Genomic DNA, 24,974 nt, shown 5'->3' with positions numbered 1-24,974 from the left:
GATGATCAGGACGACAAGAGCCGTATGACAGGAGACTGTCACGTACGGATCTGTGAGGGCCGGAGGGTGAAACTCCCTCCGGCTACTCGGCGGTGCGGAGCGAACCGCAGTGCTACACGATCCACGCCAGGCGGGTTCCCGGTGGGGAGACGGGGCTGCTGGCGCCGAAACCGCAACCGAGCCGCGCACCACCGGCGGCGAGTAAGGGCGGAAGCCGGGCACGCGCGGAAGCCGGGCACGTGGGAGCGGGCACGTGGGCGCCGGGCTCGCGGCAGAGGGGACGCGGCAGAGGGGACGCGGCAGGCGGGAGGCGGGCAGGCGGGAGCCGGGATGCACGCGGGAGCCCGGATGCACGGAAGATGCGGCAGGACCCCGCTCCGCCGCCGAGACGACGGTGATCAGCCCTCGACGCCGCTGTCGGCACACCTCGTCAAGGACTGAGCCGCCCCTCGTGGACAGCTCGCCTAGAGCGCCGGGGAGCCCCCGACCAGCCGCCGGGCCTCGTCCACTTCCTCGGGGAAGACCAGCACCAGCAGCCGGCCGTCCGGGCGCACCGCGGAGGTCGAGCGGATGCCCGCGGCCGCGAGCAGGGTGCGGATCTCCTCGGCGATGTCCGGGTCGTCGGTCGCCGCGGCCGGGCAGAGCAGGCCGTAGTCCTCGGCCTCGCCGAAGATGGCCAGGCCCGCGTAGAGCTCGCGGAGCGGGTCCTCCTCGCGGGCCTGTGTCCATTGCAGGCCCATCCGCCAGAAGATCGCGCCGAGGAACCCGACGAGCGCGACGGCGATGAACGGCCCGAGGAGGTACCAGCCGTCGCTTGGTGGCATGGGCACAGTCTGGCACCGGCGACGTGGGAAAACCCGGGATTTGCCCCGATCGAGGCCCTGAGTCTCCGTTAAGTACGGCGGCTAGGCTGTGGGCGTTACCTCAACGTGGAGAAGGAGAACACACATGGCGGGTCGACTCGCGGTCATCGGCTCCGGTCTGATGGGTTCCGGCATCGCCCAGGTGGCGGCGCAGGCCGGCTGGCAGGTCACGATGCGGGACCTGGACGAGGCCTCGTTGAGCCGGGGGGTGGCGGCGATCCGGGAGTCCCTGGGCCGCTTCGCCACCAAGGGCAAGATCTCGGCCGAGGACGCCGAGGCGGCGGTCGCCCGGATCACCACCACGACCGAGCTGGACGCGATGGCCGACGCCGACGTGGTGGTCGAGGCGATCTTCGAGAAGCTGGAGGCCAAGCACGAGGTCTTCCGTGCGCTCGACAAGATCTGCAAGCCCGGCGCGGTGCTCGGCACCAATACCTCGGCCATCCCGATCACCCAGATCGCGGCGGTCACCTCCCGGCCCGAATCGGTCGTCGGCATCCACTTCTTCTCGCCGGTGCCGATGATGAAGCTGGTCGAGCTGGTCCGCGGCTACCAGACCTCGGACGAGACCCTGGCCGAGGCCCGCAACTTCGCCGAGCAGGTCGGCAAGACCTGCGTCGAGGTCAAGCGGGACGTGGCCGGCTTCGTCTCCAACCGGCTCTTCTCCGCGCTGCTGGTCGAGGCGATCTCGCTGGTGGAGTCCGGCGTGGTGTCGGCCGCCGACCTCGACACGGTGATGAAGCTGGGCTTCGGGCATGCCATGGGCCCGCTGGCCACCGTCGACCTGACCGGCCTGGACGTCATGCTCAACGCGTCGACCAACATTCACCGGGACACCGGCGACGCGAAGTTCTTCCCGCCGGAGCTGCTGCAGCGCATGGTCACCGCCGGCGACCTCGGCCGGAAGACCGGTAAGGGTTTCTACACCTACTAGCCGTCGCGCCTGGTGGTCCAGCGGAACGTGGTCAGGCACAGCACGAGGGCCACCAGGCACCACACCCCCAGCACGATCGCGACCGTGCCCAGGTCGTAGGAGCCGCCGGGCTCGCGCGGGCCGAACGACGCCGGCAGGAAGACCGAGCGCAGCCCCTGGCACATCCACTTCAGCGGGAAGACCGCGGCGACGTTCTGCATCCAGCCCGGCAGGCTGGTGAAGACGAAGAAGACCCCCGAGATGAACTGCAGGATCAGCGCGACCGGGGTGACCACGGCCGGTGCGCTGCGACCGGTACGCGCCAGCGACGAGAACGCCACCCCGCAGAGCGTGCACGCGGTGATGCCCAGCGCCGACACCCACAGGAACGTCAGCCACTTCGCCGCGGTGTCCGGCAGGTCCAGCCCGAACAGCAGCGTCGCCACGGTCAGCAGCAGCACCGTCTCCAGCACCGCGATGAACGCCACCATCAGCACCTTGCCGGCGAAGTAGACCCACCGCGGCATCGGCGTGCCGAGCAGCCGCTTGAGCACCCCGCGGTCGCGTTCCTGCGGGATCTGGATGGCCAGCGCCTGGAACCCGGCGGTCATCAGCCCGGTCGCGATCATGCCGGTGACGAAGTACTGGGTGAACTTGACCCCGTCGCCGATCTCGCCTTTGAAGATCGAGCCGAACACCAGGATCAGGATCGCCGGGAAGGCCAGCGTGAACATCACCTGCTCGCGGCTGCGCAGGAACTGCTTGATCTCCAGCGCGCCCTGCCGCAGCCCGAGGTTCATGACGCTGTGCCGAATGGACATGCTCTCCTGGCCCTCCGCTTCGCTCCGGTGCAGTCGATCATGTCGTTGTGCCGAATGGACATGCTCTCCTGGCCCTCCGCTTCGCTCCGGTGCAGTCGATCATGTCGTAATCATGGTGAGGTAGACGTCTTCCAGGGTCGGCCGGGTGACCGTCAGGCCGGGCACCTCGCCGCCGTACCGCGCGGCCAGGTCGGCCACCAGCGCCGTCGGCGTCGCGCTCTGCGCGCGTTCCCAGGTTCCTTCCGGGGTACGCCAGGAGACGGTCGCCAGCGCGGAGTCCCGGTTGCCGAGCTGCCGTGGGGTGTCGACCGCGATCAGCCGCCCCGCCGTGATCACCCCGACCCGGTCGGCGAGCGCCTCCGCCTCCTCCAGGTAGTGCGTGGTCAGCACGATGGTGGTGCCGGTCGCGGCCAGATCGCGGATCAGCGCCCAGAACTCGCGGCGCGCCTCGGGGTCGAAGCCGGTCGTGGGCTCGTCGAGGAAGAGCAGCTCCGGGCGGCCGATGATGCCCAGCGCCACGTCCAGCCGGCGCTTCTGGCCGCCGGAGAGGGTGTGGGTGCGGGCGGTGGTCTTGCCGGTCAGCCCGACCCGGTTGATCACCGCCGCCGGGTCGTCGGGCCGCGGGTAGAAGCGGGCGAAGTGCGTGACGACCTCGCCCACGGTCAGCTCGTCGAACTCGCCGGTGCCCTGGAGCACGATGCCGACCCGCTCGCGCCAGCGCCGGGCCGCCGGATCGGTCCGGGTGCCCCGGCCGTGCACCACCGCCGGGTCGACGCCCAGCACGGTCACCGTGCCCGCGTCGCGCTGCCGGTAGCCCTCGAGGATCTCGATCGTGGTCGTCTTGCCGGCGCCGTTCGGGCCGAGCAGCGCGAAGATCTCACCCCGCCGGACCGTGAGGTCGAGGCCGTCCACGGCGGCCGTGCCGCCGTAGAGCTTGCGCAGGCCATCGACCTCGATCGCAGAGTCGCTCATGAGCAGAGACCCTACGACGCGGCCGCCGGGAGGTCAGCGCGAGGAGGCGAAGGTGACCGAGAGGACGGTCGCCGCCAGCATGCCGCCGATCAGCGTCAGCCCGATCCCGCCGATGTCGAGCCGGGCGTGCAGCTTGCGGTGCGCCAGGGCCGCCGCCAGCGGTACGCCCGCCGACGGCGCGAGCAGGAACGCCAGCCAGCCCAGCCCGCGCAGCACGGCCCCGCCCGGGATCCCCGTACCGCCGAAGGTCACCAACCCGGCGGCGACCAGCCCGCAGAGCCCGGCCACCAGCGCGCCCAGCAGCGGCAGCAGCGGCAGCGCCCAGCGCGGCAGTGACCGGCGCAGGGCCGGGCGCACGGTCACGTCGATCCGCCCGGCCGCCCGGGCCAGCAGCGTGCGCGCCGACTGCCGCGGGGCCGGCAGCGTGGCGCCGGAGTCCGGCCCGCTCTCCAGCGCCGTGCGGGGCAGGGACTCGATGGACAGCGGGTCGGGCAGCTCGCCCAGCGCCCGGACCCGCACGCCCGGCGCCCGGCGCAGCTGGTCCCAGAGCCGGGCCGCCTCCCGGTCCACGTCGAGCACCTGGGCCGCCGCGGCGCCCGCCCAGCGGTCGGCGGAGATCGCGTCGCCCTCGGCCCGGGCCAGCTCGCCGGCGGCCTGCGCCGCGCTGGTCTGGTACGCCTGCTCGGCATCCGCCAGCGCCGCGTCCCGCCGCCGGGCGACATCCGCCAACGCGCTCATCATCACCTGGTAGTCGCGGTCACGTGTGGTCACTGTTCACCTCGTACGGGATGATCACTTCCGGATGGCGGTGCACCGAGCGGTCGAAGAACAGTGCCCGGCGCGCCCGCGGATACCAGGCCGGCCCGCCGGGTTGCGGGGAGAGCGGGCTCAGCTCGGGCCCCTGCACGTCGAGGGCCACCCACGCGCCGATGGTGTCCAGCCGGGCGCCGATGCCGCCGAGGTCGTCGCGCAGCCGGGGCACCGACCGCCACCAGCCGAGCACGTGGATCCGCTGCTCGGGCCCGTCGGTCAGCAGCGCACGCCAGCGCTCCCGCCAGGCCGCACCGGCGGCATCCAGGGCGTAGCCGAGCACGTAGTGCGGGACGCCGTCCGGGGCCAGGCCGTCGAAGAACTGGTCGAGGTCGGCCGGGCCGTACCAGTCGGCCTGGGGCAGTTCGGCGACGAGCCGGGCGGCCGAGCGCTCGGCGCCGGGGTCCAGGCACACGATGCTGAACCGGGCCGGTCCCTGCGCGGCCAGCGAGAGCGCCGCCGCCGCGAGCACGTCACACGCCTCATGGGTACGGGTGCCGAGCACCGCGAGGTTGCGCCCCGGCATCCGCCCGAGCCGCAACCGGGCCGGCCGGGCCGCCACGTCGATCCGCTCGCCGAGCACCGCGCCCGGGGACGAGCCGATGTCACCGCCGGAGTGCGGCACCCGCCCCGCGGGCCGGTACGCCTCGGGCAGCCGCGGCACCGCGTCACCGTCGAAGAGCCGGGGCGGCGCGCAGGTGTCGGGCCGGCGGTGCCAGAGCTTGCGTTGCAGGGTGCGCCAGGCCTGCCGGTCGCTGGCGTCGGGCAGCCGGACGATGTGGTTGGCGCCGGCGGCGCCGGAGTCGGCGTTGACCACCGCGTGGAAGCGGGGGATGACGGCCGCGGCCAGGTTGGTGTCGGCCAGGATCCGGCGCGCCTTGGGCAGCGCGATCCGCAGGGTGAACTGGCCGATCAGCCCGGACCGGCCCCACAGCGCCTCGATGCCGGACACGTCCTGGCTGGCCAGCACCAGATGGATGCCCTGCGAACGGCCGCGCCGGGCCAGGTCCTCCAGCAGCGTGACGGCCTCGTCGGCGAGCGCGTCGCGGCCGGCCAGCAGCACCTGGAACTCGTCGATGACGGCCACGATCCGCGGCCAGTGCCCGCCCGGGTCCTCGGCGCGCAGCTCGGCCAGCTTCGAGGCCTCGTACCGCTTGGCGGCCTGGGCCCGGGCCCGCAGCTCCTCGCCGAGGTGGCGCAGCATCGCCAGGCCGAACTCCCGGTCGCCGTTGACGTTGATCCCGGCCAGCCGCACCTGGGGCAGCCAGCTCGGGTCGCGCGGCCCCGGCGCGAACCGGGCGAAGGACACCCCCTCCTTGAAGTCCAGCAGGTAGAAGGCGAGCTCCTCGGGGCCGTACCGGGCGGCCAGCGAGCCGATCCAGGCGTAGATCAGGTTTGTCTTGCCGGAGCCGGACGGGCCGCCGATCAGCGCGTGCGGCGGGTCGTCACCGAGCGGCACCGCGATCAGCGAGCCGTCGGTGCTGTCCCCGATCGGCGCGCTCAGGCCGTGCGCGGACGACTCGAGCCAGAGCTTCTCCGGCTCCAGGTCGGCGAAGCGGGCCGGCGGCGGACCCTGGCGCAGCCGCTCGGCCGTCAGCCGGCAGAAGCCGGCGATCCGGTCGGCGGGCGGCGGGTTGTCGAGCCGGACGGTCAGGTCGCCGATGGTGTCGCAGGTGGCGGTGCCGGCACGCACCTCGATGCGCTCCACCGTGGGATGCGGCGCCAGGTCCAGCCCGCGGACCACCAGGTGCACGCCGCAGGCCACCCCGGTGCGCACGATCCGGTCGAGCTGGGCGCGCTGGGCGGCGGTCAGCTCGGCGTCCGCCAGCAGCACGATGATCCGCCACGGCTCCGGGCGCGGGCCGGTGGTCGCCGCGGTCAGCTCGGCCAGCGACGTGTACTCGCCGGCCAGCACGGTCTCGTTGACCCGGCAGATCTGCTCCACCAGGTCGTCGAGCACCGCACCCAGCCCGCCCGGCCCGACGAACGAGAGCAGGCCGGCGTTGCCGAGCGGGGCGAACGCGGCCAGCGTCCCGCCGAGCTGCTCGGGGTCGTAGACGGTGAGCCGGACCTCGCCGGGGCGGGTGGTGCCGAGGGCGCGCAGCAGCAGGCCGGAGATGACGCCGTCGGCGGCCGCCGGGTCGCCCGCGAGGTTGAGGTGGGCGTGGTCGAGCAGCGGCACCAGCGCGGGCAGCCGCCGCTCGCCGTCGCCGGGGTCGTAGCCGATCGTGCCGATGCGCAGCAGCCCGGGACGGGTGACCCGGTCGGGCTCGGTGGGGGTCCAGTAGCGCCAGGCGGTGCCGGCCGCGCCGGAGGCGTACAGGGCGGCGAGGGACTCGACGTCGCGGGTCAGCCGGCCGGCCTCGGTGCGGGTCCGGCGCAGGACGTCCTCGCGGGCCGCCTCCCGTGCCTCGGCCAGCTGGGCCAGGCAGGTCGAGTACGCGTCCCGGATCAGCTGTTTGCGGCGCAGCGCCTCGCCCCGGGCCGACTCGGCGGCGGCCAGCACGGCTCGGGCGGTGCCGCGCGCTTCGGCCAGCTCCTGCCGGACGACGGCGACCAGTGCGTTGCGGTTACCCACTGCACCCCCCGGAATCCAACGATGGGGGATTTTAACCAGTTTGGGGTGCTTAACGGTCTTAAGTGGCGCGTGTCGCTATCGAAGCGTCACCGCACGGGTAACCGCCGGCCGTTCGGGCCGGCCCCGGTCAGCCAGCGCGGATCGGTGCTCACCAGGTCGCGCCAGAGCTGCGCGGCCACCATCGCGGCGCCCTCGGCCTGCCATCGGCGCAGCGAGCGCCGGGGCACGTACCGGCGGAACCAGTCGACCGCCCGGCGGGCGTCCCGGTCCAGGCCCTCCGGCTGCGGGCCGCGCTGGTACGGCCGCAGCCCCTGCACGCTGCAGTAGTGCAGCGCGTTGTAGAACCGCCACTCCTCAGTGGTGCCGAACGCCCCGGCCGGCTTGAGCCGCGCCACGTGCTCGCTCAGCACCGCCCGCAGCTCCGCGGCCCGGACCAGCGGCTGATCGGCCACCCCCGGCCCCCGGGCGGCCAGCCGGCGGTCCACCGTGGGCAGTTCGACCAGCGGGTTGCGCAGCAGCCGCCCCACGTCGCCGTAGTCCTCCAGCGCCCGGCGGGTCAGCCGGCGGAACTCGTCGGCGTCCAGCGCGGGCATCCGGCGTCGCTCGCGCCGCCGGGGGAGCGCGTCGGCGGCCAGCAGCAACGCGCTGCGGCTCGCCCGCAGCCCCTCGTCGTGCAGGAACGCGAGCCGGTCCAGGCCCGCGCGCAGCTGCCCGGCCAGGCCCACCGCGGCGAGCACCATGGCCACCAGGACGAACTGCAGCACGGTCACCGCCGGCCGGCCGGGCGCGGCCAGCATGGTCAGCGCCGCCGGCCCGGCGCAGAGCAGGACGGCCAGCACGGCGGCCAGCAGGGCGCGGGTCAGGTCGGGCGACAGCCGCTCGCCCGCCTCCACGGCGTCGGCCACCGCCACCAGATAGCCCATCAGCAGCAGGTCGAGCCCGATCGCGGCGAGCACCACCTCGGGCGGGCCCAGGTCGATCGGGCCCAGCACCACGATCAGGCCGAGCGTGTAGAGCACCGCGGCGGCGGCCAGCGCCGACGGCAGCGGGGCCGGGCGTACGCGGTCGCGGTAGCGCAGCAGCAGCACCATCGCGCCGGCCAGCGGGGCCAGCGCGACCAGCTTGCCCACCCCCGGCAGCACCGCGGCCAGCAGCAGGAACACCAGCGCCAGCACCGGCCAGCCGCGATTGGCCTGCCGGTGCTCGGGCGCGCTCGGCGGCAGCAGGCCCACCGCGACGCCGGACCAGAGCAGGGCCGGCACGCAGAGCAGCACCTGCGCGGCGCCGGAGCCCGGGCTCACGGTCCACGCGGCCACCGCGACCGCGTACCCGGCCAGGGCGCCGGCCGAGCGCCACAGCACCGCCCGGGTGGGATCACGCCCGACCAGGTAACAACCGAGCCACCAGGTCAGGGCGAAGGCGGGTACGGCGATCGCGGGCACCGCAGCAGTCAACCAAACAGACGCCGGGTCTCAACACCCTCCAGCGGTTGCCGTTCCCGCCTGCGCAGCCGGCGTCGCCTGATCACCCACCAGCCGCCGAGCACCAGCAGCACGAGTCCGACCAGGACCAGCACCGGCAACAGGATCGCCAGCAGGGACAACACGACGCTGCCGAAGTCCTCGGCGGTGCTGGCCACCGGCGCGCCCATGCCGGCCGTGGAGGCGTTCACCACAGGCCGGGAGGCGGCCTTCACCCCATGCACGCAGAGCGCGATGATCACGCCCGCCGCGACCGGCACCCACTGGTGCGAGCCGAAGAACGCGCCGGGGTCGGCGACGGTGACCGTCTCGGACGACGAGCCGGCGCCGAACGCCAGCCCGCCGGCGGTCGGCCGGACCACGGTCTGCACGATGTCGTTGACGTGGTCGACCACCGGGATCTTGTCGGCCACCACCTCGACCGCGAGCAGCACGGCCAGGATGGCGATGACCCAGCCGTTGGAGAGCCACTGCCAGCCGCCCGGCAGGTTGATGGCGTCGGTGTATCGGGCCAGCAGACCCATGGTGAGCAGGGGGATGTAGGCATTCAGACCGGCGGATGCCGCCAGGCCGGTACCGGTGAGCGCTTCGAGCACGTCCTCAGCATGGCACCGCCGCGCTCGCCCCGCCGGGAACGACGGCTACCCTCGTCGGGTGCGCCTGGTCATTGCGAAATGCTCCGTGGACTACGTCGGCCGACTCTCCGCCCACCTGCCGCCGGCGATCCGGCTCCTGATGGTCAAGGCGGACGGATCGGTGTCCATCCACGCCGACGACCGTGCCTACAAACCGCTGAACTGGATGAGCCCGCCCTGCAAGCTGCAGGAGGCGCCCGGGGTGTGGAAGGTCGTCAACAAGGCCGGCGAGGAGCTGCGGATCACCCTCGAGGAGATCTTCCAGGACACCTCGTACGAGCTGGGGGTCGACCCGGGCCTGGTCAAGGACGGCGTCGAGGCGCACCTGCAGGAGCTGCTGGCCGCCCACCCGGTCACCTTCGGCGAGGGCTGGACCCTGGTCCGCCGCGAGTACATGACCGCGATCGGCCCGGTCGACCTGCTCTGCCGGGACGCCGCGGGCGGCGCGGTGGCGGTCGAGATCAAGCGCCGCGGCGAGATCGACGGCGTGGAGCAGCTCACCCGCTACCTCGAGCTGATGAACCGCGACCCGCTGCTCGCGCCCGTGCAGGGCGTGTTCGCGGCGCAGGAGATCAAGCCGCAGGCCCGGGTGCTGGCCACCGACCGCGGCATCCGCTGCGTGGTCGTCGACTACGACAAGCTGCGCGGCATGGAGCGCAACGAGCTGACGCTCTTCTAGCGTCCGCTCAGCTCCACCCGGTCGGCCTCGGTGGTCGCGTTCAGGTACGCCCGCGCGCCGATCACCGCCACCGCCGCCTGCACCGCCACCCCGGTCCAGCTCAGCGGGCCGCCCTGGGCGACCTGGACGACCGTGGGCAGCCCGAGCAGCAGCACGTCGAGCCCGGCCACCGCGTTGACCAGCGGCCCGGTCGAGACCGCGCCCATCGGGGTGTCCAGCGGCATCAGTCCGTTGTCGACGAAGCCCACCCGGGACTTGCGCATGACGGCCGCCGCGCCGATCGGGCCCAGCGCCAGGCCCAGCGCCCACCACGGGCCGGCCGGCAGGTCGCCCAGACCGTGCAGCAGGGCGAGGGTGGCCGCGTACCAGAGGCCGGAGAGCACCCCGGGCACCCAGAGCCGCTGGCCGATCGCCGCCCGCGAGTTGAGGCCGAGCAGGCGCAGCAGGACCGGGTTGCCGGCGTCGGTACGGATCGTCCCGGCCGTCACGCCGCCGGCGACCAGGCCGCCGACCAGCACGGCGGTGCCGAGGAGCCAGCCGGGGGCGTGCGCCAGCAGCGCCGGCAGCGTGGCCGAGGCGGCCACCCAGAGCACCCGGCGCGGGCGTCGGCGCAGCAGCAACAGGTCCTGCGCCACCAGCACCGGTACGCGGCCCCACAGCCGCCGCGAGGTCAGCTTGCGGCGGGCCCAGTAGCGCCGTTCCACCATCTCGGTGACGAAGGACGGCTCCATGCCGTACGCCGAGTCGAAGAGTGTGCCGGCGGTCTTGGCCGCCTCGAGGATCCGCTCGTTCGGCGTCCCGGCGAGGCGCCGTACCGCCAGCAGGAGCAGCAGGGTCACGACCACCGCGAGCGCACCGGCCAGCGTGGTCACGACCGGCGTCGAGGGCCACCCGGCTTCCGGGCGCGGCGCACCTACGGCCGAGTCGACGACCAGCCCTGCCAGCCCCACCGCCAGCACCAGGTAGGCGGCGTGATCCGACCAGGCCGACCACCAGCGGTCGGCCTGTGCGGACAGCGCGACCAGCAGCAGCACGCCGCCGAGCAGCGACCCGACCAGGGGCAGCAGCGCGTCCGTTCCCGGCACCGGCCGGGCGGCGACGTGGCCGAGGACGGCCAGCCCGCCGACGGCTCCCGCGACGGCGGCGCCGATCAGCGCCACCCAGAGCGACGGCAGCAGCAGCCGGCGCCGGCTGACCGGGGCGGTGAGCAGCCAGGACGCGGCGGGCCGGCTCAGCGCGAGCGGGCCGAGGCGGCGCAGGGTCAGGTAGAGCCCGCCGCCGATGACCAGCATCAGGGAGGTGCCGGCCAGCTCGGAGGCGTTCGGCTCGGCGGGCCAGACGACCGCGGCGAGCTGCCGGTGCACCATGCCGCCGACGATCAGCACGAACAGCAGCGCGAAGTAGTAGTTGCCGAGCGTCTCGCCGCGCTCGCGGTGCGCGGACTGGGTGCGCCGGATCCAGCGCCGGAGCCCGGCGACGCCGACCGGAGCCGTCACGGCGCGTCGACGGCGTGCAGGTCGGCCATGCCCACCGTGGCGGTGCCGGCCGCGGCCGCGAACGCGTCGTCGTGGCTGGCCATCAGCACCGTGCCGCCGTCGGCCAGGTAGTCGCGCAGCAGGCCGGCCACCATGGCCCGGCCCTGGGTGTCGAGGCGCTGCTCGGGCTCGTCCAGGATCAGCAGCCGGCTCGGCCGCAGCAGCGCCAGCGCCAGCGTGAGCCGCTGCTTCTGGCCGGACGACAGTGAGGGCGGGATGGCGTCGGCGTGCCCGGCGATGCCGAAGCGCTCCAGCGCCTCGTCCACGCCGGCCGCCGCCGGGTCCAGCCCGTGCGCCCGGCAGACCAGCTCGGCGTGCTCCCGGGCGGTCAGGCCCGGATACCAGGTCGGCGGCTCCACGGTGGTCACCACGGCCCGCCAGAACTCCGGTGTGGACCCGGGCGGGCCGCCGAAGATCTCGATCTCGCCCGCGTCGGCCCGCTGCAGGCTGGCCACGCAGCGCAGCAGGGTCGACTTGCCGATGCCGTTCTCGCCGGTCACGCAGACGCCGGCACCCACCGGCACGGTCAGCCGGACGTCCACGAGCACCGGGGTGGAGCCGTAGCTCACCGACAGGTCGCGGACCTCGATCGCGTGATGATCCACCGGCTGACTCTAGCCAACCCGGTCACGGGCGGCGGCCGTACAGCAGCTTGACCGTCTTGACGATGCGCTTCACCTGGGCCGGGGTGCGCTCGAAGGTCATCGCGGGCAGCAGCGACGGCGCCCGCCGTACGGTGATCGACTTGGCCCGGCCGAACTCGCGCAGCCCGTCCTCGCCGTGGATCCGCCCGAAGCCGGAGTCGCCGACCCCGCCGAACGGCAGCGTGGCCATCCCGACGAAGCTCAGCGTCGAGTTCACCGCGACCATGCCGGTGTGCAGCCGCCGGGCGATCCGGATCCCGTTGGCCTTGCCGAAGACGGCCCCGCCCAGCCCGTACGGCAGCGCGTTGGCCAGGCGGATCGCCTCCTCGGCGTCGGCCACCTCGGTGATCGTGACGGTCGGGCCGAAGGTCTCCTCGCAGATGGCCGCCGAGTCCTCCGGCACGTCGACCAGCACGGTCGGCGACACGTGCGGCGGCTGCACGGCGTCGGCGCCGCCGAGCACGGCCCGCCCGCCGCCGGCCAGCGCGTCGTTGATGTGCCGGCGGATGACGTCCACCTGGCCGGGCATGGTGATCGGGCCGATCTCCTCGCCGATCCGCAGCTTGCCGGCCTTCTCCACCACCGCCGCGACGAAGGCGTCGTAGACCGGCGCGACCGCGTACACCCGCTCGATGCCGATGCAGGTCTGCCCGGCGTTGGTCATCGAGCCCCAGACGGCAGCCTCGGCCGCCGCGTCGACGTCCGCGTCGGCGTCCACGATCAGCGCGTCCTTGCCGCCGGCCTCGAGCACCACCGGGGTCAGCGTCTCGGCGCAGGTGGCCATGACCTTCTTCGCGGTGGCGGTCGAGCCGGTGAAGGCGATCTTGCCGACCCCGGAGCGGCACAGGGCGGCGCCCACGTCACCGAGGCCGTGCACCGTCTGGAACACGGGCTGCTCGGGCACGATCTCGGCGAAGCTGTCCGCCAGCCACTGACCCACGGCGGGGGTGTACTCGCTGGGCTTGAGCACGACCGCGTTCCCCGCGGCCAGGGCGCCGCTGATCGGGCCCAGCGGCGTCAGGATCGGGTAGTTCCACGGGCCGATCACTCCGATGACGCCGTACGGCTGGTACTCCAGGTGGCCGGAGTGCTCGGCGACCACCAGCCGGGTGCGCACCCGGCGCGGGCCGAGCACGCGCCGGGCGTTGCGGGCGGCCCAGTCGATGTGCTCGATGGCCGCGAGGGCCTCGATGATGGCGTCCGCGTGCGGCTTGCCCGTCTCGGCGTGGGTGAGCTCGGCCAGCTCCTCGATCCGCTGGGCGAGCAGGGCCCGCCAGCGCAGCAGCCGCGTCTTGCGGCCGTCGAAGCCCAGCCCGGCCCACCAGGCGCCGGCCTCGCGGGCGCGGTCCACGGTCGCTTCGACCGCCTTCTCGTCGCTGATCGGGACGCGGCCCGCCTCGGCGCCGGTCGCAGGGCTGGTCGAGACGAGGAAGCCGTCCTCGACCACGGGCATGCCGGGAGTACGGGTAGCCGTCATGAACGCGAGTCTAAGTCGCGTTAGGCGTGCCGCACCTCACACGTACGCTTGATTGTTGTGAGTCCTCGCCGAAACCGCGCCCGTCGCGACGCCGCGCCCACGCCCCTGGGCGACGAGCGGGCACGCAAGGGCATCGAGGGCGTTCAGCAGTACCGGGACGGCGAGTGGATGGTCCGGTCGATCTTCGGCGGCGCGGCCACCAAGACCTACCGCTGCCCCGGCTGCATGCAGGAGATCCGCCCGGGCGTCGCGCACATCGTGGCCTGGCCGTTCGACGACCGCGGCGACGAGTCCGACCGGCGGCACTGGCACACCGGCTGCTGGCGGGCCCGGGACCGGCGCAGCCCCGGGGTGGAGCGCTCGCGCAACGCCCCCCGCTATGGGCGAGGATGACCCCGTGAGTTATCAGATCCGCGCCAACTCCGTCCTGCCCGCCCGGCGGGAGGAGATCGAGCTGCACACCGCCGACGGCCTCACGCTGGTGGGCGAACTGGCCCGCCCGGAGTCCGGCGCGCCGGTGGCCACGCTGGTCTGCCTGCACCCGCTGCCGACCCACGGCGGGATGATGGACAGCCACGTCTTCCGCAAGGCGGCCTGGCGCCTGCCGGCGCTGGCCGGGGTGGCGGTGCTGCGCTTCAACACCCGCGGCACCACGAGCGTGCGCGGCACCAGCCAGGGCGAGTTCTCCGCGGCGGTGGACGAGAAGTACGACGTCGCGGCCGCGATCGAGTATGCGGAGTTCCACGACCTGCCGAACATCTGGCTGGTGGGCTGGTCCTTCGGCACCGACCTGACCCTCATGCACGGCCTGGACCCGGCCGTCGCGGGGGCGATCCTGCTCTCCCCGCCGCTGCGCTTCTCCGCCCCCGAGCACCTGGCGGCCTGGGCGGCCGGCGGCAAGCCGCTGACCGCGCTCGTGCCGGAGTTCGACGACTACCTGCGGCCCGACGAGGCGCGGCGCCGTTTCGCGGCGATCCCGCAGGCCGAGGTGGTCGGCGTCGCGGGCGCCAAGCACCTGTGGGTCGGCGACGCCGAGAAGGTGCTGGACGAGATCGTGCGCCGGGTCGCCCCGGCGGTGCCGGTCCCGCTGCCACGCACCTGGGACGGCCCGATCGAGTCCGGCGACACCTCCGCGTACGCGGACCGGACGGTCGCCGCCTTCTCGGACGTCCCGGTCCCCGAGCCGCTGGCGGACTGAACGCGGTTGCGCGACGCCTCCGGCCCGGCGCTCCCGCCTTTTGGGCGTCCCGGTCCCCGAGCCGCTGGCGGACTGAACGCGGTTTCGCGACGCCTCCGTCCCGGCCGGTCCCAGCCGCTGACGGACTGCTTGTGGTCTTGCGAGGTCTTCAGCCCGGCGCTCCCGCAACGGCCCGGCCTGGCAACCCGGCCGGGCGGGATGTCACGCGACATTTCCGCGTCCGTACCGAAATGGTTTTGGGTTTCTGGAGCTTTTTGCCCGGTAGCCCCTGTGGCGGCGTAGTTGGTTCCGCATCTCTCCGCGGTGGGCGGGTCTGGTGGCACGGTGATCACTCGACTTCGCCATTGCGGGAGGCGAGTGGGGGTGCGGTAAGCGGTGATTATGACGCTTCTGTCGCATTTGACGGGTGGGTTTTGGTTGAATCTTGGTGCGCTCCGCGCCCGTCGACTTTCGCCGTTCAGTGTCGTCGCAGCCTCAGCGGCAGCCTTCCCGCAGATCTTGATGAGCTAAAACGTTCCAGAGTCTTTGCGTGGTTGGTGTATCGGGCGATGGCAATAGCCCGCCGACCGCCACCGACGCGCAAGATTTCGATCTTGTTGATGTGGTGCAAGCTCCGAACCTTAAGTCCACAAGATCGACAATTCACTGCCCGCTTCGTAACTTTTACGCCCTTTGTTCGCTTAGGGGTTCTGCGATGTGAGAATCCTGCTCAATATGTGGGCCGGTGCTGCGGGTTCGGCGGTGGGCAGGCCTCCGGCAATGCTTGGCGCGGCCGTTCGGCGCGGCAGAAGCGTGTCGCCCGTCCGGGGATGGCGATCGATCATCACAACAGCCATGCAAAAGACTCCCAGCCACACCACACGGCTCCAAGGTCCACCACTCGCGCCCCTTTCCTCCTGAGATGAACCCCTCAACCTTCAGGGGACAATCCCGCATACCGGATGAACCCGGCAACGGGCCGGATAACGGGAGGCCGCGATCCAGGAATGGCGAAAGCCGGGCGCACCCGTGCTTTCCAAGACCAGGCCCCTCGGTGCAGGCGCCATATGGGGTGATGTCAGGCATTGTCGCCGCTGCGGGTGCCCGTGAGCTGGGCGGGCTGTCGCCGCGAGGTCGTCGGTGCCCCATGGGGGACGCTCAGCTCTGCCGGCTGTCGAAGCGAAGTCCCGACATCCTCGGCGAGACCTTCGAGAAGCTGCCCGACCTCCGCGGACGCCGCAGGTCAAGGCGCGTAAGGGGTCCGCCACATGGCGAACATCGAGGCTATTTCTCTTCCATGCTGGGATAGACCACCTCGCGGACGATCAGCTGGATCGCCGCCACCATCGGGATCGCGATCAGCGCGCCGATCACCCCGAACAGGCCCACCCCGAGCAGCGCCGCCGTCACCGCCGCCACGTCGCTGACCTTCACCGAGCGGCGCATCACCCGCGGGTAGATCAGGTAGTTCTCCACCTGCTGGTAGATCACGAAGAAGACGATGCACACGATGCCGGTGGCCAGCGAGTCGGCGAGCCCGACCAGGCTGACGATGATCGCGCCCAGCGTCGCGCCGATCTGCGGGATCAGGTCGAAGACGGCCACCACCACGGCCAGCGCGAACGGGTAACCCAGCCCGACCACCCCGGCGAACACCCAGGTGCTCAGCCCGGCCAGCACGGCGATCGCGATCGCGCCGACCATGTACGCGCCGACCTTGCTGAGGATCTCGTCGGTGAGCAGCCGCACCCGCCGGCGCCGGGAGCGTGGCACCAGCGCGTAGCCGCCCTCCTTGATCCGGTCGAAGGCCGCCAGGAAGTAGATGACCAGCACGATCACGGTCAGCACGTTGAAGATCGTGCCGAACAGCAGCTTCGCGCCGCCGACCACCCCGCCCAGCGCGTTGGTCACCGTGCCGGCGTCCAGCGCGCTCTGCACCTTGTTGAGGATGTCGTAGCGCTGGACCAGGTCGGCGACCGCCTCGTTGCGCTGCAGGCTCGCGATGTAGCCCGGCACGTTCTCGATGAGCTGCCCGGTCTGCGTGACCAGCGGGGGCACCAGCGCGAACACGCCGCCGCAGAGCAGCAGCAGCACCCCGAGCGCGATGACCGTCACGGCCAGGCCGCGCGGCAGGCCCCAGCGGCGCAGCCGGGTGACCGCCGGGTTCAGGCCGATCGCCAGGAACAGCGCGATGAAGATGAGCACCAGGATCGACGCCGCGTTGCGCAGGCCCAGGAAGATCCCGTACGCGGTGAGCACGCCCAGCCCGCCGAGCAGCCCGATCAGGAACGGGTTGCGCCGGTTCAGCGGGGGACCGGGCGGGCCGAACCCGGGATCGGCGGGCGGTTCGGCGGCCGGTTTGTCGGCGGGCGGCGGCGCGGGATCACCCGCCGGCGTCGACGGCGGCGGCTCGGTGCCGGACTCGGCAGGACGGGGCTCGTCGGCCGTCACCGGGACCTCCACGGCGGAACATCAGGAGGTCCGGGCAGCGGTCGGCAACCGGTGCGGCGACCGGACGTCCCGGCGGCAATGTATCGGTACGGGTAAAGCCCCGCCACCCGCCCGCCCGTTCCGGCGGTCAGTCGGCGTCGACGCCGACCCGGGTGCCGGCCGGCCGGGTGGTGACCTTCGCCGAGGCGGAGACCTTGGCCGGCCCCGACTGCTCGGCGAGCAGCGGCTCCGGCGCGGCGTGCTGGCCGGTCGAGGTCACCGGTGCGGGCGCCTGCGGGGTGACCGCGGCCTGCCCGGTCGCGACGGGAGCGGCGGCCGGGGCGGGTGCCTCCGGCTCCGGCTCGTCGTCGTCCTCGTCGTCCTCGCCGTTCGGGGAGGCGGCGGCCGCGAGCACGGCGGCGGCCGCCAGCTCGGCGACGCGCTTGGCTTCCTTCTGCACCTGGCGGCGGACGTCGGTGGCGCGGCGCTCGGCGGCCGCGCCGGCCCGCTTCGCCTCCTCCACGTGCACCAGCTCGCGCTCCAGCTCCTGCTTGACCTCGGCCAGGCGCTGCTGGACCCGCTGCGCCTCTTGCTCGGCCAGGCGGGCCCGCTCGGCGGCGTCGGCGGCCTTCTTCTCCGCCTCGGCGACCTTGGCCTGCGCGGCGGCCAGGTCCCGGCCGGCCCCGGCGATCTTGTGCTGCTGGCTCTCGATCTCCTTGCGGATCGCGGTGGCCTGCTCGTCGGAGCGCCGCAGCACTTCCTCGGCGTACTTGTCGGCCTCGCTGCGCAGGTCGGCGCACTGCTTCTCGACGCCGGCGCGCTTCTGGGTCAGCTCCTGGGCGAGCTCCTGGCGGCGCTGGGCGATCTCGCGGTCGATGCCGGTCTTCAGCTCGGTGCGCTCGCGGTCGGCGTCGGCGCGCTGCTTCGCCACGTCCTGCTGGGTCTTGTCGCGCAGGGCCTTGAGCTCCTGGTCGGTCTGCATCCGGGTGGACTTGACGTAGCCCTCGACCTCGGCGCGCTGCCGCTGGATCTCCTGCGCGGCGCGCTCGGTGAGCTGCTGCGCCTCGGCGCGGGCCCGGGCGAGGGTGGACTCCGCCTCGGCGCGCAGCTGCTCGGCGGCCTGGCGGCTGCTCGCGACGGCCTTCTCGGCGGCGGCGCGGCGGGCCACGTCGGCCTTCTCCTCCTCGGCCCGGCGGGCGGCGAGGGCGATCTCGAAGTCCCGGATGCCGTCGTGCGCGTGCGCCTCGGACTCGGCGCGGATCCGCTCGGCCTCGGCCAGCCGGGCGGCGATGTCCTCGGTCGCGGAGCTCTTGATGTCGGCGGCGACCTCCTCGGCCCGGGCGAGGATCTCCTCGACCTTGGGGCCGAGGTGCCGGAAGGAGACCTCGCTGGGGCCGGGCTGGCGGCGGGACTGGGCCGCCTCCTGCTGCAGCCGGTCGATCTGCCCGGCCATCGCCTGGATCTGCGAGTACGCCTGCTCCCGCTCGGTCGCCAGCGCGGCGATCTCGTTCTCGGCCCGGGCTACGTAGCGTTCGACCTGCTTCTTCTCGTAACCCCGCAGGGCGGTCTCGAAGCTGGGCTCGGAGGCTGCGTCTCCACCGAGACCGAAGATTTCCCCGCCGTGCGACATACTTTCCATCCTCACATACGCATCGTCCCGTGACATGTCGGTACACACCGACCTGAGGGGGACTGGGCGTCTGGTTGCGGTTTGTCTGTGCTCAGGCTACTTGCGAAGACAAACGGGCCGCACCGGAGGACTCCGGTGCGGCCCGCAGACGTCTTCGCACAGCCGACCCGGTCCTCTCCACCGTTGCGCACGCCGGAGAGTGGCGCAACCGGAGCCCGAGTGGCGAACGACTCAGCTGGTCTTGGCAACCGCCTCGGGCTTGCCGGCGTCGCCCGCGTCGGCCGAGCGCTGCGCCGACGAGTCCGACTGGCCCTCGGCCTGCTTGACGGCCTCGGCCGCCTTGGCCGCCGCGCCCACCGTCGGCACCAGGCCGGACAGGCCGGAGAGCATCTGGCCGAGCTGGTTGGTGACGGCGTCCTTCTGCCGGGTCAGGTCCTCGACCTCGCGCTTGGCGGCCTGGGTGGTCAGCTCGGCCTCGGTGCGCGCGTCGCTGAGCAGCCGCTGCGACTCGGAGCGGGCCTCGGTGACCGTCTTCTCCGCCAGGGCGCGGGCCTTCTCGACCGTCTCGACGGCGCTGCGCTCGGACTCGACGCGGCGGGTCTCGGCGCGCTGGTGGATCTCCTTGGCGCGGTCCTCGGCGGCGCGGGCGCGCTCCTCGGCCTCGGCCACCATCTTCTGGGTGGCGGCGACCTGGGCGGCGTGCCGCTGCGATTCCTCGCGCTCGCTCTTCTCCCGGCGCTCGGCGGTCTCCAGCGCGAGGGCCTGGAGGTCCTTGTCGCGCTTGTCGCGGGCGTCGGTCAGCATCTTGGTGGCCTCGGCGCGCTTCTCCTCGGCCTCCCGGGCCGCCTTGGCGCGCAGCTGGGTGATCTCCCGCTCGGCGGTGGCCCGCAGCGAGGCGACCTCGCGCTCGACCGTCGACTTGAGCTCGGCGACCTCGTGCGCGGTGACCGTGCGCAGCTGCTTGGTCTCGCGGTCGGCGTCGGAGCGCAGCGTGTCGGCCTCACGCCGGGCCTGCACCCGGTTTTCCGCGGACTCGCGCTCGGCCTGCGTGCGGACCTGCCCCGCCTCACGCTCGGCGGTCGCCTTCATCGCGGCGGCCTCGGCCCGGGCCTTGTCGGTGATCTCCCGAGCCTCGAGCCGTGCCGCGGAGAGGATGCCCTCGGACTCCCGCTTGGCCTCGTTACGGTGATCGTTGGCCTGTTCCTCGGCCAGCCGCAGGATCTGCTCGACCCGGGTGCCCAGCCCGGAGAGGGTCGGCCGGTTGTTCTCCTCGAGGAGCTTGTTGCTGTCGGCCAGCTTCTGCTCGAGGGCGTTCAGGCGCTGCTCGGCCTGGCGCAGCCGGCGCTGCGCGTCGTTCATCCGCTGCTCGGCCTCACCGCGGGCCTGCTCGGACTGGTTCAGGGCGGCGACGAGGCGGCCGAGGTGGCCGTCAACCTGTCCGCGGTCGTATCCACGCAGGACAACGGTGAAGTCGGTCTGCGAATTTGCGCTCTCGAAGAAGGCGAGATTGGCATCCTGCTGCTGGGGCATTGGGACATACTGGCAGACCCCCCAGGGGGCCACGCAAGACCGTACGGGCCGGGTATTCCGCCCTGAGATCAGCTTCGGCCCGCTCACCGAGGGTGCAAGTCGGCCGTTCGGGTGGCTCGCAGCCCGCTTGCCCGCACAGTGTTGTCGCGCCACTACCTGCTGTGCAGATGCGGAGCAGAAGATCGTCGCACAGCGGCGCCGTGCGCCGCTGCCCGCTGGCGACGATCCTGCCAGGCCGCGGCGTCGCCGTCAGGATGTTTCACCCGCAAGGCTTACGAATCAGGCGGACTGCACCAACTCCACCAGAACGCCCCCGGCGTCCTTGGGGTGCACGAAGTTGATCCGCGAGCCGGCCGTGCCGCGCCGGGGCTCGTCGTAGAGCAGTCGCAGGCCGCGGGCGCGCAGGGCGGCGCTGGTCGCCTCGACGTCCGCCACGGTGTAGGCGAGCTGCTGCAGGCCGGGGCCGCTGCGGTCGAGGAACTTCGCGATGGCCGAGTCGGGCCGCAGCGGCGCGAGGAGCTGGATCCGGGCGCCGGTGCCGTCGTCGCCGGCGGCCAGCATCGCCTCGCGTACGCCCTGTTCCTCGTTCGTCTCCTGATGCACGCAGCGCATGCCGAAGGCGCGGGCGTAGAAGGCGAGGGCCTCGTCCAGGTCGGCGACCGCGATCCCGACATGATCAACTCGCAGCAGCCCGACGGCGGGCAGAGAATCCATGCTGGAGAGTGTACTAAGCTGTGCTTAACCATCGTTCAGGACTCCTGAAAGCGAAGCTCCCGTGACCAGCTCGGTGATCGTCAGCGGCGCCCGTACGCCCATGGGCCGTCTTCTCGGCAACCTCAAGAACGTGTCGGCCACCGCGCTCGGCGGGCACGCCATCGCGGCCGCCCTCGACCGCGGCGGCGTGACACCGGAGCAGGTCCAGTACGTGATCATGGGTCAGGTGCTGCAGGCCGGCACCGGGCAGATCACCGCCCGGCAGGCCGCGGTGGCCGCGGGCATCCCGATGACCACGCCGGCCGTGACGGTCAACAAGGTGTGCCTGTCCGGCCTCGACGCGATCGCGCTGGCCGACCAGCTCATCCGGGCCGGCGAGTTCGACATCGTGGTGGCCGGCGGCATGGAATCGATGAGCAACGCCCCGCACCTGCTGCTCGGCCAGCGCCAGGGCAAGAAGTACGGCGACATCCTGGTCCGCGACCACACCGCGTTCGACGGGCTGATGGACCCCTGGGACGGCATCTCGATGGGCGAGTCCACCGAGCGCAGCGGCGCCGGCCTGGGCATCACCCGCGCCGAGCAGGACGCCTTCGCCGCGCTGAGCCACCAGCGGGCCGCCGCCGCGCAGAGCTCCGGCCGCTTCGCCGAGGAGATCGTGCCGGTCAAGACGGGCCTGCGCGAGGTCGACAAGCTGGTCGACACCGACGAGGGGGTGCGCCCCGACGCGACCGCCGAGTCGCTCGGCGGGCTGCGCCCGGCGTTCGCCAAGGACGGCACGATCACCGCCGGCAGCGCCTCGCCGATCTCCGACGGTGCCGCCGCGGTCGTGGTGATGAGCCGGGCCAAGGCCGAGGAGCTGGGGCTGACCTGGCTGGCCGAGATCGGCGCGCACGGCAACGTGGCCGGCCCGGACAGCTCGCTGCAGGCCCAGCCGGCCAACGCGATCAGGCACGCGCTGGCGAAGTCCGGGCGCACCGTGGCCGACCTCGACCTGATCGAGATGAACGAGGCGTTCGCGCAGGTGGTGCTCCACTCGATGCGCGAGCTCAAGGTCGACGAGGGGATCGTCAACGTCAACGGCGGCGCGATCGCGCTGGGCCACCCGATCGGCATGTCCGGCGCCCGGCTGGTGCTGACCCTGGCGATGGAGCTCAAGCGGCGCGGCGGCGGGTTCGGCGCGGCCGCCCTGTGCGGCGGCGGCGGCCAGGGCGATGCGCTGCTCATCACGGTGCCCGCAGCCTGATCGTGGGGCACCATGGCGGGGTGATCAGAGATGTGCCCACCCTCGTGGCCCGGGCCCGCGAGGGTGACGCCCGTTCGGTCGCCCGGCTGATCAGCCTGGTGGAGAACGGCGACCCCAGGCTGCCCGAGGTGGCGGCGGCGCTGGCGCCGTACGCGGGCCGGGCCCAGGTGATCGGCCTGACCGGCTCGCCCGGGGTGGGCAAGTCGACCACCACCAACGAGCTGGTCCGCGCGCTGCGCCGGGCCGGCCACCGGGTCGGCGTGCTGGCCGTGGACCCGTCCAGCCCGTTCACCGGCGGCGCCATCCTCGGCGACCGGATCCGGATGCAGGACCACACCACCGACCCCGGGGTCTACATCCGGTCGATGTCCAGCCGCGGGCAGCTCGGCGGGCTGGCCGCGGCCACCCCGCAGGCGGTGCGCGTGCTCGAGGGCGCCGGCTGCGACGTGGTGCTGGTGGAGACCGTCGGGGTGGGCCAGGCCGAGGTGGAGATCGCCTCGCTGGCGGACACCACGCTGGTGCTGCTCGCGCCCGGGATGGGTGATGCGATCCAGGCGGTCAAGGCCGGCATCCTGGAGATCGCCGACGTCTTCGTGGTCAACAAGGCGGACCGTCCCGGCGCCGACGCCACCTACCGCGACATCCAGGGCATGCTCTCGCTCGGCGAGCGGGCCCCGGGTGACTGGCGGCCGCTGGTGGTGCGCGCGGTGGCGGTCCGCAACGAGGGCATCGACGACGTGGTCGCGGCGATCGACAAGCACCGCGCGTGGCTGGCCTCCTCCGGCCGGCTCCAGGCCGCCCGGGAGGCGCGGGCCGCCGCGGAGGTCGAGGCGATCGCGCTGGGCACGCTGCGCGCCCGGCTGGGCTCCCTGCGCGAGGGCACGGCGCTGGCCGACCTCGCCGCCCGGGTCGCCGCGGGCCGGCTGGACCCGTACGCCGCCGCCGACGACCTGATCAAGGACCTCTAGCCGAACTCGGCGAGCGTCTCGGCGATCAGGTGCTCGTCCCAGTCGAGCCGGCCGGCCGCCAGGTCCTCGGTGAGCGCGCGCAGCCAGGCCAGCTCCGCGCGCAGCATCGCGGCGCGGTACTCGTCCTCGATCAGGAACAGCCGCGGCAGCCCGGGCGGCGCCTGGCGTTCGATCTGCGCCAGCCGCTCCGCCTGCGCCGCCACCCGGCGCTCCAGCAGCTCGCGCACCTCGGCCGGCCGCAGGATCGGCAGGAACGCCAGCGCGGCCGGGAACTCGGGGAACTCCCGGGCCGGCACCGGCAGCATGTCGGTCAGCCAGCGGCGCAGCGTCGCCGCGCCGGCCTCGGTGACCTCGTAGACGGTCCGCTCCGGCCGGCCGGCCTCGCGGGCGGTGCCGCCGGGCCGGGCCAGCCCGTCCCGGACCAGCCGGTCCAGGGCCTGGTAGACGCTGTTGCGCTGGGCCACGTTGACCAGCTGGTCCTGGCCGCGTTCCTTGATCATCTGCTGCATCCGGTACGGGTGCGTCGGCGCCTCGACCAGCAGGGCCAGCAGCACCATCGCCAGCGTGGAACGGCGCGGCTCCGCAGACGTCATGACCGCCAGCCTAGGGGTTTTCTCGGGGTTGCTGGCCTTAGTCATGGCATGCATAGTCATGGAATGACTAAGACAGCTGTCGTGGCGGGCGGCGGGATCGCCGGCACCGTCGCCGCCATCGCCCTGCAGGACGCCGGCTACACCCCGGCGATGTACGAGGCCCGCGAGCGCGGCGCCGACGAGCGCGGCGCGTTCCTCACCGTCGCCGTGAACGGCCTGGCCGCGCTCCGCACGCTGGGGCTCGACCCGGCCGTGTTGTTCGCCGCGGGCTTCCCGACCCCCATGCTGGCGCTGCGCAACGCCGCGGGCCGCCGGCTGGCCGAACTGCCGCTGGGCGGCCCCGCCCCGGACGGCACGACCACCATCACGATCCGGCGCGCCGACCTGTACCTGGCCCTGCGCGCGGAGGCGGAGCGCCGCGGCATCCCGATCGCGTACGGCAGACGCCTCACCGGCCTGACCCGGTCGCCCGGCGGGGTCACCGCCGTGTTCGCCGACGGCACCACCGCCGGCGGCGACCTGCTGGTCGGCGCGGACGGCCTGCACTCACGCATCCGGGCGGCGCTGAACCCGGCCGGCCCCGCACCGCGCTACCTGGGCCTGCTCAACGCGGGTGGGTTCACGGCCGGCCCGGTCCCGGCGGCGCTGCGGCCCGAGCCCGGGGTCATGCAGATGGCGTTCGGGAAGCGGGCGTTCTTCGGCTGGGTCGCGGCGCCCGACGGCTCGGTGTGGTGGTTCGCCAACCCGCCGCGCCGGCGCCCGGCCGGGCCGGACGAGTGGACGCCGGCCGGCTGGCGGGCCGAGCTGCTGGAGCTGTTCGCCGGCGACGCCCTGCCCGCCGCCGCGCTGATCCGGGCCAGCGAGGAGATCGTCGGGCCGTGGAACACCTGGGACCTGCCGCGGGTGCCGGTGTGGCGGGACGACCGCACGGTCCTGATCGGCGACGCCGCGCACGCCGTCTCGCCGTCCTCGGGGCAGGGCGCCTCGATGGCCGTCGAGGACGCCGTCACCCTGGGCCGCTGCCTGCGGTCCCGGGCGGAGCTCCCGGCCGCGCTGGCCGACTACGAGCAGCGGCGCCGCGACCGGGTGCAGAAGGTCGTCGCGTACGGCCGGCGCAGCGGCAGCACCAAGACCGCCGGGCCGGTCGGCGCCGCCGTCCGGGACGCCCTGATGCCGCTGGTCATGCGCCTGCTGCACCGGCGCGGCGACCCGCAGGCCTGGATCCTCGAGCACCGCATCGGCTGAATCCTCAGCTCCGCCGCGCGGGTGCCGATGGGA

At 73.3% G+C, this 24,974-nt stretch carries 22 protein-coding genes; 7 read left to right on the top strand and 15 right to left on the bottom strand.

Going from position 1 to position 24,974, the window contains the following annotated elements:
* Nucleotides 1-464: 464 nt before the first annotated feature.
* The gene (locus ACIBQZ_RS34380) at nucleotides 465-824 is read right to left on the bottom strand and encodes a hypothetical protein (RefSeq protein ID WP_396093010.1); all 360 of its coding nucleotides are present in this window, start codon (nucleotides 822-824) and stop codon (nucleotides 465-467) included.
* Between the two features lie 124 nt (nucleotides 825-948).
* Between ACIBQZ_RS34380 and ACIBQZ_RS34375 the strand changes: the two genes are divergently transcribed.
* Nucleotides 949-1,797: a 3-hydroxyacyl-CoA dehydrogenase family protein gene (locus ACIBQZ_RS34375; protein ID WP_396093009.1), complete on the top strand. Its 849-nt coding sequence runs from the start codon at nucleotides 949-951 to the stop codon at nucleotides 1,795-1,797.
* Here ACIBQZ_RS34375 and ACIBQZ_RS34370 read toward each other — a convergent pair.
* From ACIBQZ_RS34370 to ACIBQZ_RS34345, 6 genes are all read right to left on the bottom strand, one after another.
* Entirely contained in the window at nucleotides 1,794-2,597 is an 804-nt protein-coding gene (locus ACIBQZ_RS34370; protein WP_396093008.1) for an ABC transporter permease, read from the bottom strand. The two genes, ACIBQZ_RS34375 and ACIBQZ_RS34370, sit on opposite strands and share 4 nt — an antisense overlap.
* A 99-nt stretch (nucleotides 2,598-2,696) precedes the next feature.
* Complete coding sequence (locus tag ACIBQZ_RS34365; RefSeq protein WP_396093007.1) at nucleotides 2,697-3,569, bottom strand: ABC transporter ATP-binding protein; 873 nt, start codon at nucleotides 3,567-3,569, stop codon at nucleotides 2,697-2,699.
* Between the two features lie 33 nt (nucleotides 3,570-3,602).
* Nucleotides 3,603-4,340, bottom strand: coding sequence for a hypothetical protein (locus tag ACIBQZ_RS34360; RefSeq protein ID WP_396093006.1), 738 nt, complete (start codon nucleotides 4,338-4,340; stop codon nucleotides 3,603-3,605).
* Nucleotides 4,327-6,957 (bottom strand): FtsK/SpoIIIE domain-containing protein, encoded by a 2,631-nt coding sequence (locus ACIBQZ_RS34355; protein WP_396093005.1) that lies wholly within the window; start codon nucleotides 6,955-6,957, stop codon nucleotides 4,327-4,329. Before ACIBQZ_RS34355 ends, ACIBQZ_RS34360 begins: the two co-directional genes overlap by 14 nt.
* An 86-nt stretch (nucleotides 6,958-7,043) precedes the next feature.
* Entirely contained in the window at nucleotides 7,044-8,399 is a 1,356-nt protein-coding gene (locus ACIBQZ_RS34350; RefSeq protein ID WP_396093004.1) for a hypothetical protein, read from the bottom strand.
* An 8-nt stretch (nucleotides 8,400-8,407) separates the two neighbouring features.
* Nucleotides 8,408-9,034, bottom strand: a complete 627-nt coding sequence (locus ACIBQZ_RS34345) for a DUF4126 domain-containing protein (protein WP_396093003.1) — start codon at nucleotides 9,032-9,034, stop codon at nucleotides 8,408-8,410.
* Between the two features lie 58 nt (nucleotides 9,035-9,092).
* Between ACIBQZ_RS34345 and nucS the strand changes: the two genes are divergently transcribed.
* Nucleotides 9,093-9,752 carry an endonuclease NucS gene (nucS, locus tag ACIBQZ_RS34340; RefSeq protein ID WP_396093002.1) on the top strand — a complete coding sequence of 220 codons (660 nt, stop codon included), beginning with the start codon at nucleotides 9,093-9,095 and terminating at the stop codon, nucleotides 9,750-9,752.
* On the opposite strand, the gene ACIBQZ_RS34335 is transcribed toward nucS, so the two are convergent.
* The 3 genes from ACIBQZ_RS34335 to ACIBQZ_RS34325 are packed head-to-tail and all read right to left on the bottom strand — an operon-like array spanning nucleotide 9,749 to nucleotide 13,408.
* Nucleotides 9,749-11,248, bottom strand: coding sequence for a DUF6297 family protein (locus tag ACIBQZ_RS34335; protein ID WP_396093001.1), 1,500 nt, complete (start codon nucleotides 11,246-11,248; stop codon nucleotides 9,749-9,751). The two genes, nucS and ACIBQZ_RS34335, sit on opposite strands and share 4 nt — an antisense overlap.
* Nucleotides 11,245-11,892 carry an ATP-binding cassette domain-containing protein gene (locus ACIBQZ_RS34330; protein WP_396093000.1) on the bottom strand — a complete coding sequence of 216 codons (648 nt, stop codon included), beginning with the start codon at nucleotides 11,890-11,892 and terminating at the stop codon, nucleotides 11,245-11,247. The genes ACIBQZ_RS34335 and ACIBQZ_RS34330 overlap by 4 nt, the downstream gene beginning before the upstream one ends.
* Nucleotides 11,893-11,914: 22 nt before the next feature.
* Nucleotides 11,915-13,408, bottom strand: coding sequence for an aldehyde dehydrogenase family protein (locus ACIBQZ_RS34325; protein WP_396092999.1), 1,494 nt, complete (start codon nucleotides 13,406-13,408; stop codon nucleotides 11,915-11,917).
* Nucleotides 13,409-13,465: 57 nt separating this feature from the next.
* Here ACIBQZ_RS34325 and ACIBQZ_RS34320 point away from each other — a divergent pair, with 57 nt between their 5' ends.
* On the top strand, nucleotides 13,466-13,801 hold the full coding sequence (locus tag ACIBQZ_RS34320; RefSeq protein WP_396092998.1) for a hypothetical protein: 336 nt from the start codon (nucleotides 13,466-13,468) through the stop codon (nucleotides 13,799-13,801).
* A 4-nt stretch (nucleotides 13,802-13,805) separates the two neighbouring features.
* Nucleotides 13,806-14,606: an alpha/beta hydrolase gene (locus ACIBQZ_RS34315; RefSeq protein ID WP_396092997.1), complete on the top strand. Its 801-nt coding sequence runs from the start codon at nucleotides 13,806-13,808 to the stop codon at nucleotides 14,604-14,606.
* Nucleotides 14,607-15,869: 1,263 nt separating this feature from the next.
* Here the strand turns inward: ACIBQZ_RS34315 and ACIBQZ_RS34310 are convergent.
* From ACIBQZ_RS34310 to mce, 4 genes are all read right to left on the bottom strand, one after another.
* Entirely contained in the window at nucleotides 15,870-17,048 is a 1,179-nt protein-coding gene (locus ACIBQZ_RS34310; RefSeq protein WP_396092996.1) for an AI-2E family transporter, read from the bottom strand.
* Nucleotides 17,049-17,163: 115 nt separating this feature from the next.
* Nucleotides 17,164-18,654, bottom strand: a complete 1,491-nt coding sequence (locus tag ACIBQZ_RS34305; protein WP_396093017.1) for a Laminin subunit beta-1 — start codon at nucleotides 18,652-18,654, stop codon at nucleotides 17,164-17,166.
* A 222-nt stretch (nucleotides 18,655-18,876) separates the two neighbouring features.
* Entirely contained in the window at nucleotides 18,877-20,175 is a 1,299-nt protein-coding gene (locus tag ACIBQZ_RS34300; protein WP_396092995.1) for a cell division protein DivIVA, read from the bottom strand.
* Between the two features lie 279 nt (nucleotides 20,176-20,454).
* Nucleotides 20,455-20,889, bottom strand: a complete 435-nt coding sequence (gene mce, locus ACIBQZ_RS34295) for a methylmalonyl-CoA epimerase (protein ID WP_396092994.1) — start codon at nucleotides 20,887-20,889, stop codon at nucleotides 20,455-20,457.
* A 61-nt stretch (nucleotides 20,890-20,950) separates the two neighbouring features.
* On the opposite strand from mce, the gene ACIBQZ_RS34290 reads away from it, so the two are divergent.
* Both ACIBQZ_RS34290 and meaB read left to right on the top strand, forming a co-directional pair.
* Nucleotides 20,951-22,135 (top strand): acetyl-CoA C-acetyltransferase, encoded by a 1,185-nt coding sequence (locus ACIBQZ_RS34290; RefSeq protein ID WP_396092993.1) that lies wholly within the window; start codon nucleotides 20,951-20,953, stop codon nucleotides 22,133-22,135.
* 20 nt (nucleotides 22,136-22,155) lie between these two features.
* Nucleotides 22,156-23,103 (top strand): methylmalonyl Co-A mutase-associated GTPase MeaB, encoded by a 948-nt coding sequence (gene meaB, locus ACIBQZ_RS34285; protein ID WP_396092992.1) that lies wholly within the window; start codon nucleotides 22,156-22,158, stop codon nucleotides 23,101-23,103.
* On the opposite strand, the gene ACIBQZ_RS34280 is transcribed toward meaB, so the two are convergent.
* Nucleotides 23,100-23,696, bottom strand: coding sequence for a helix-turn-helix transcriptional regulator (locus ACIBQZ_RS34280; protein ID WP_396092991.1), 597 nt, complete (start codon nucleotides 23,694-23,696; stop codon nucleotides 23,100-23,102). The genes meaB and ACIBQZ_RS34280 overlap by 4 nt on opposite strands.
* A 63-nt stretch (nucleotides 23,697-23,759) precedes the next feature.
* Between ACIBQZ_RS34280 and ACIBQZ_RS34275 the strand changes: the two genes are divergently transcribed.
* On the top strand, nucleotides 23,760-24,941 hold the full coding sequence (locus tag ACIBQZ_RS34275) for an FAD-dependent oxidoreductase (protein ID WP_396092990.1): 1,182 nt from the start codon (nucleotides 23,760-23,762) through the stop codon (nucleotides 24,939-24,941).
* The last annotated feature ends 33 nt before the right edge of the window (nucleotides 24,942-24,974 follow it).

It is taken from the genome of Actinoplanes sp. NPDC049599, from assembly GCF_044465625.1.
Classification (GTDB): Bacteria; Actinomycetota; Actinomycetes; order Mycobacteriales; family Micromonosporaceae; genus Actinoplanes.
Note: the sequence above shows the minus strand (reverse complement) of the source record. Positions and strands in the feature narration are given on the sequence as shown.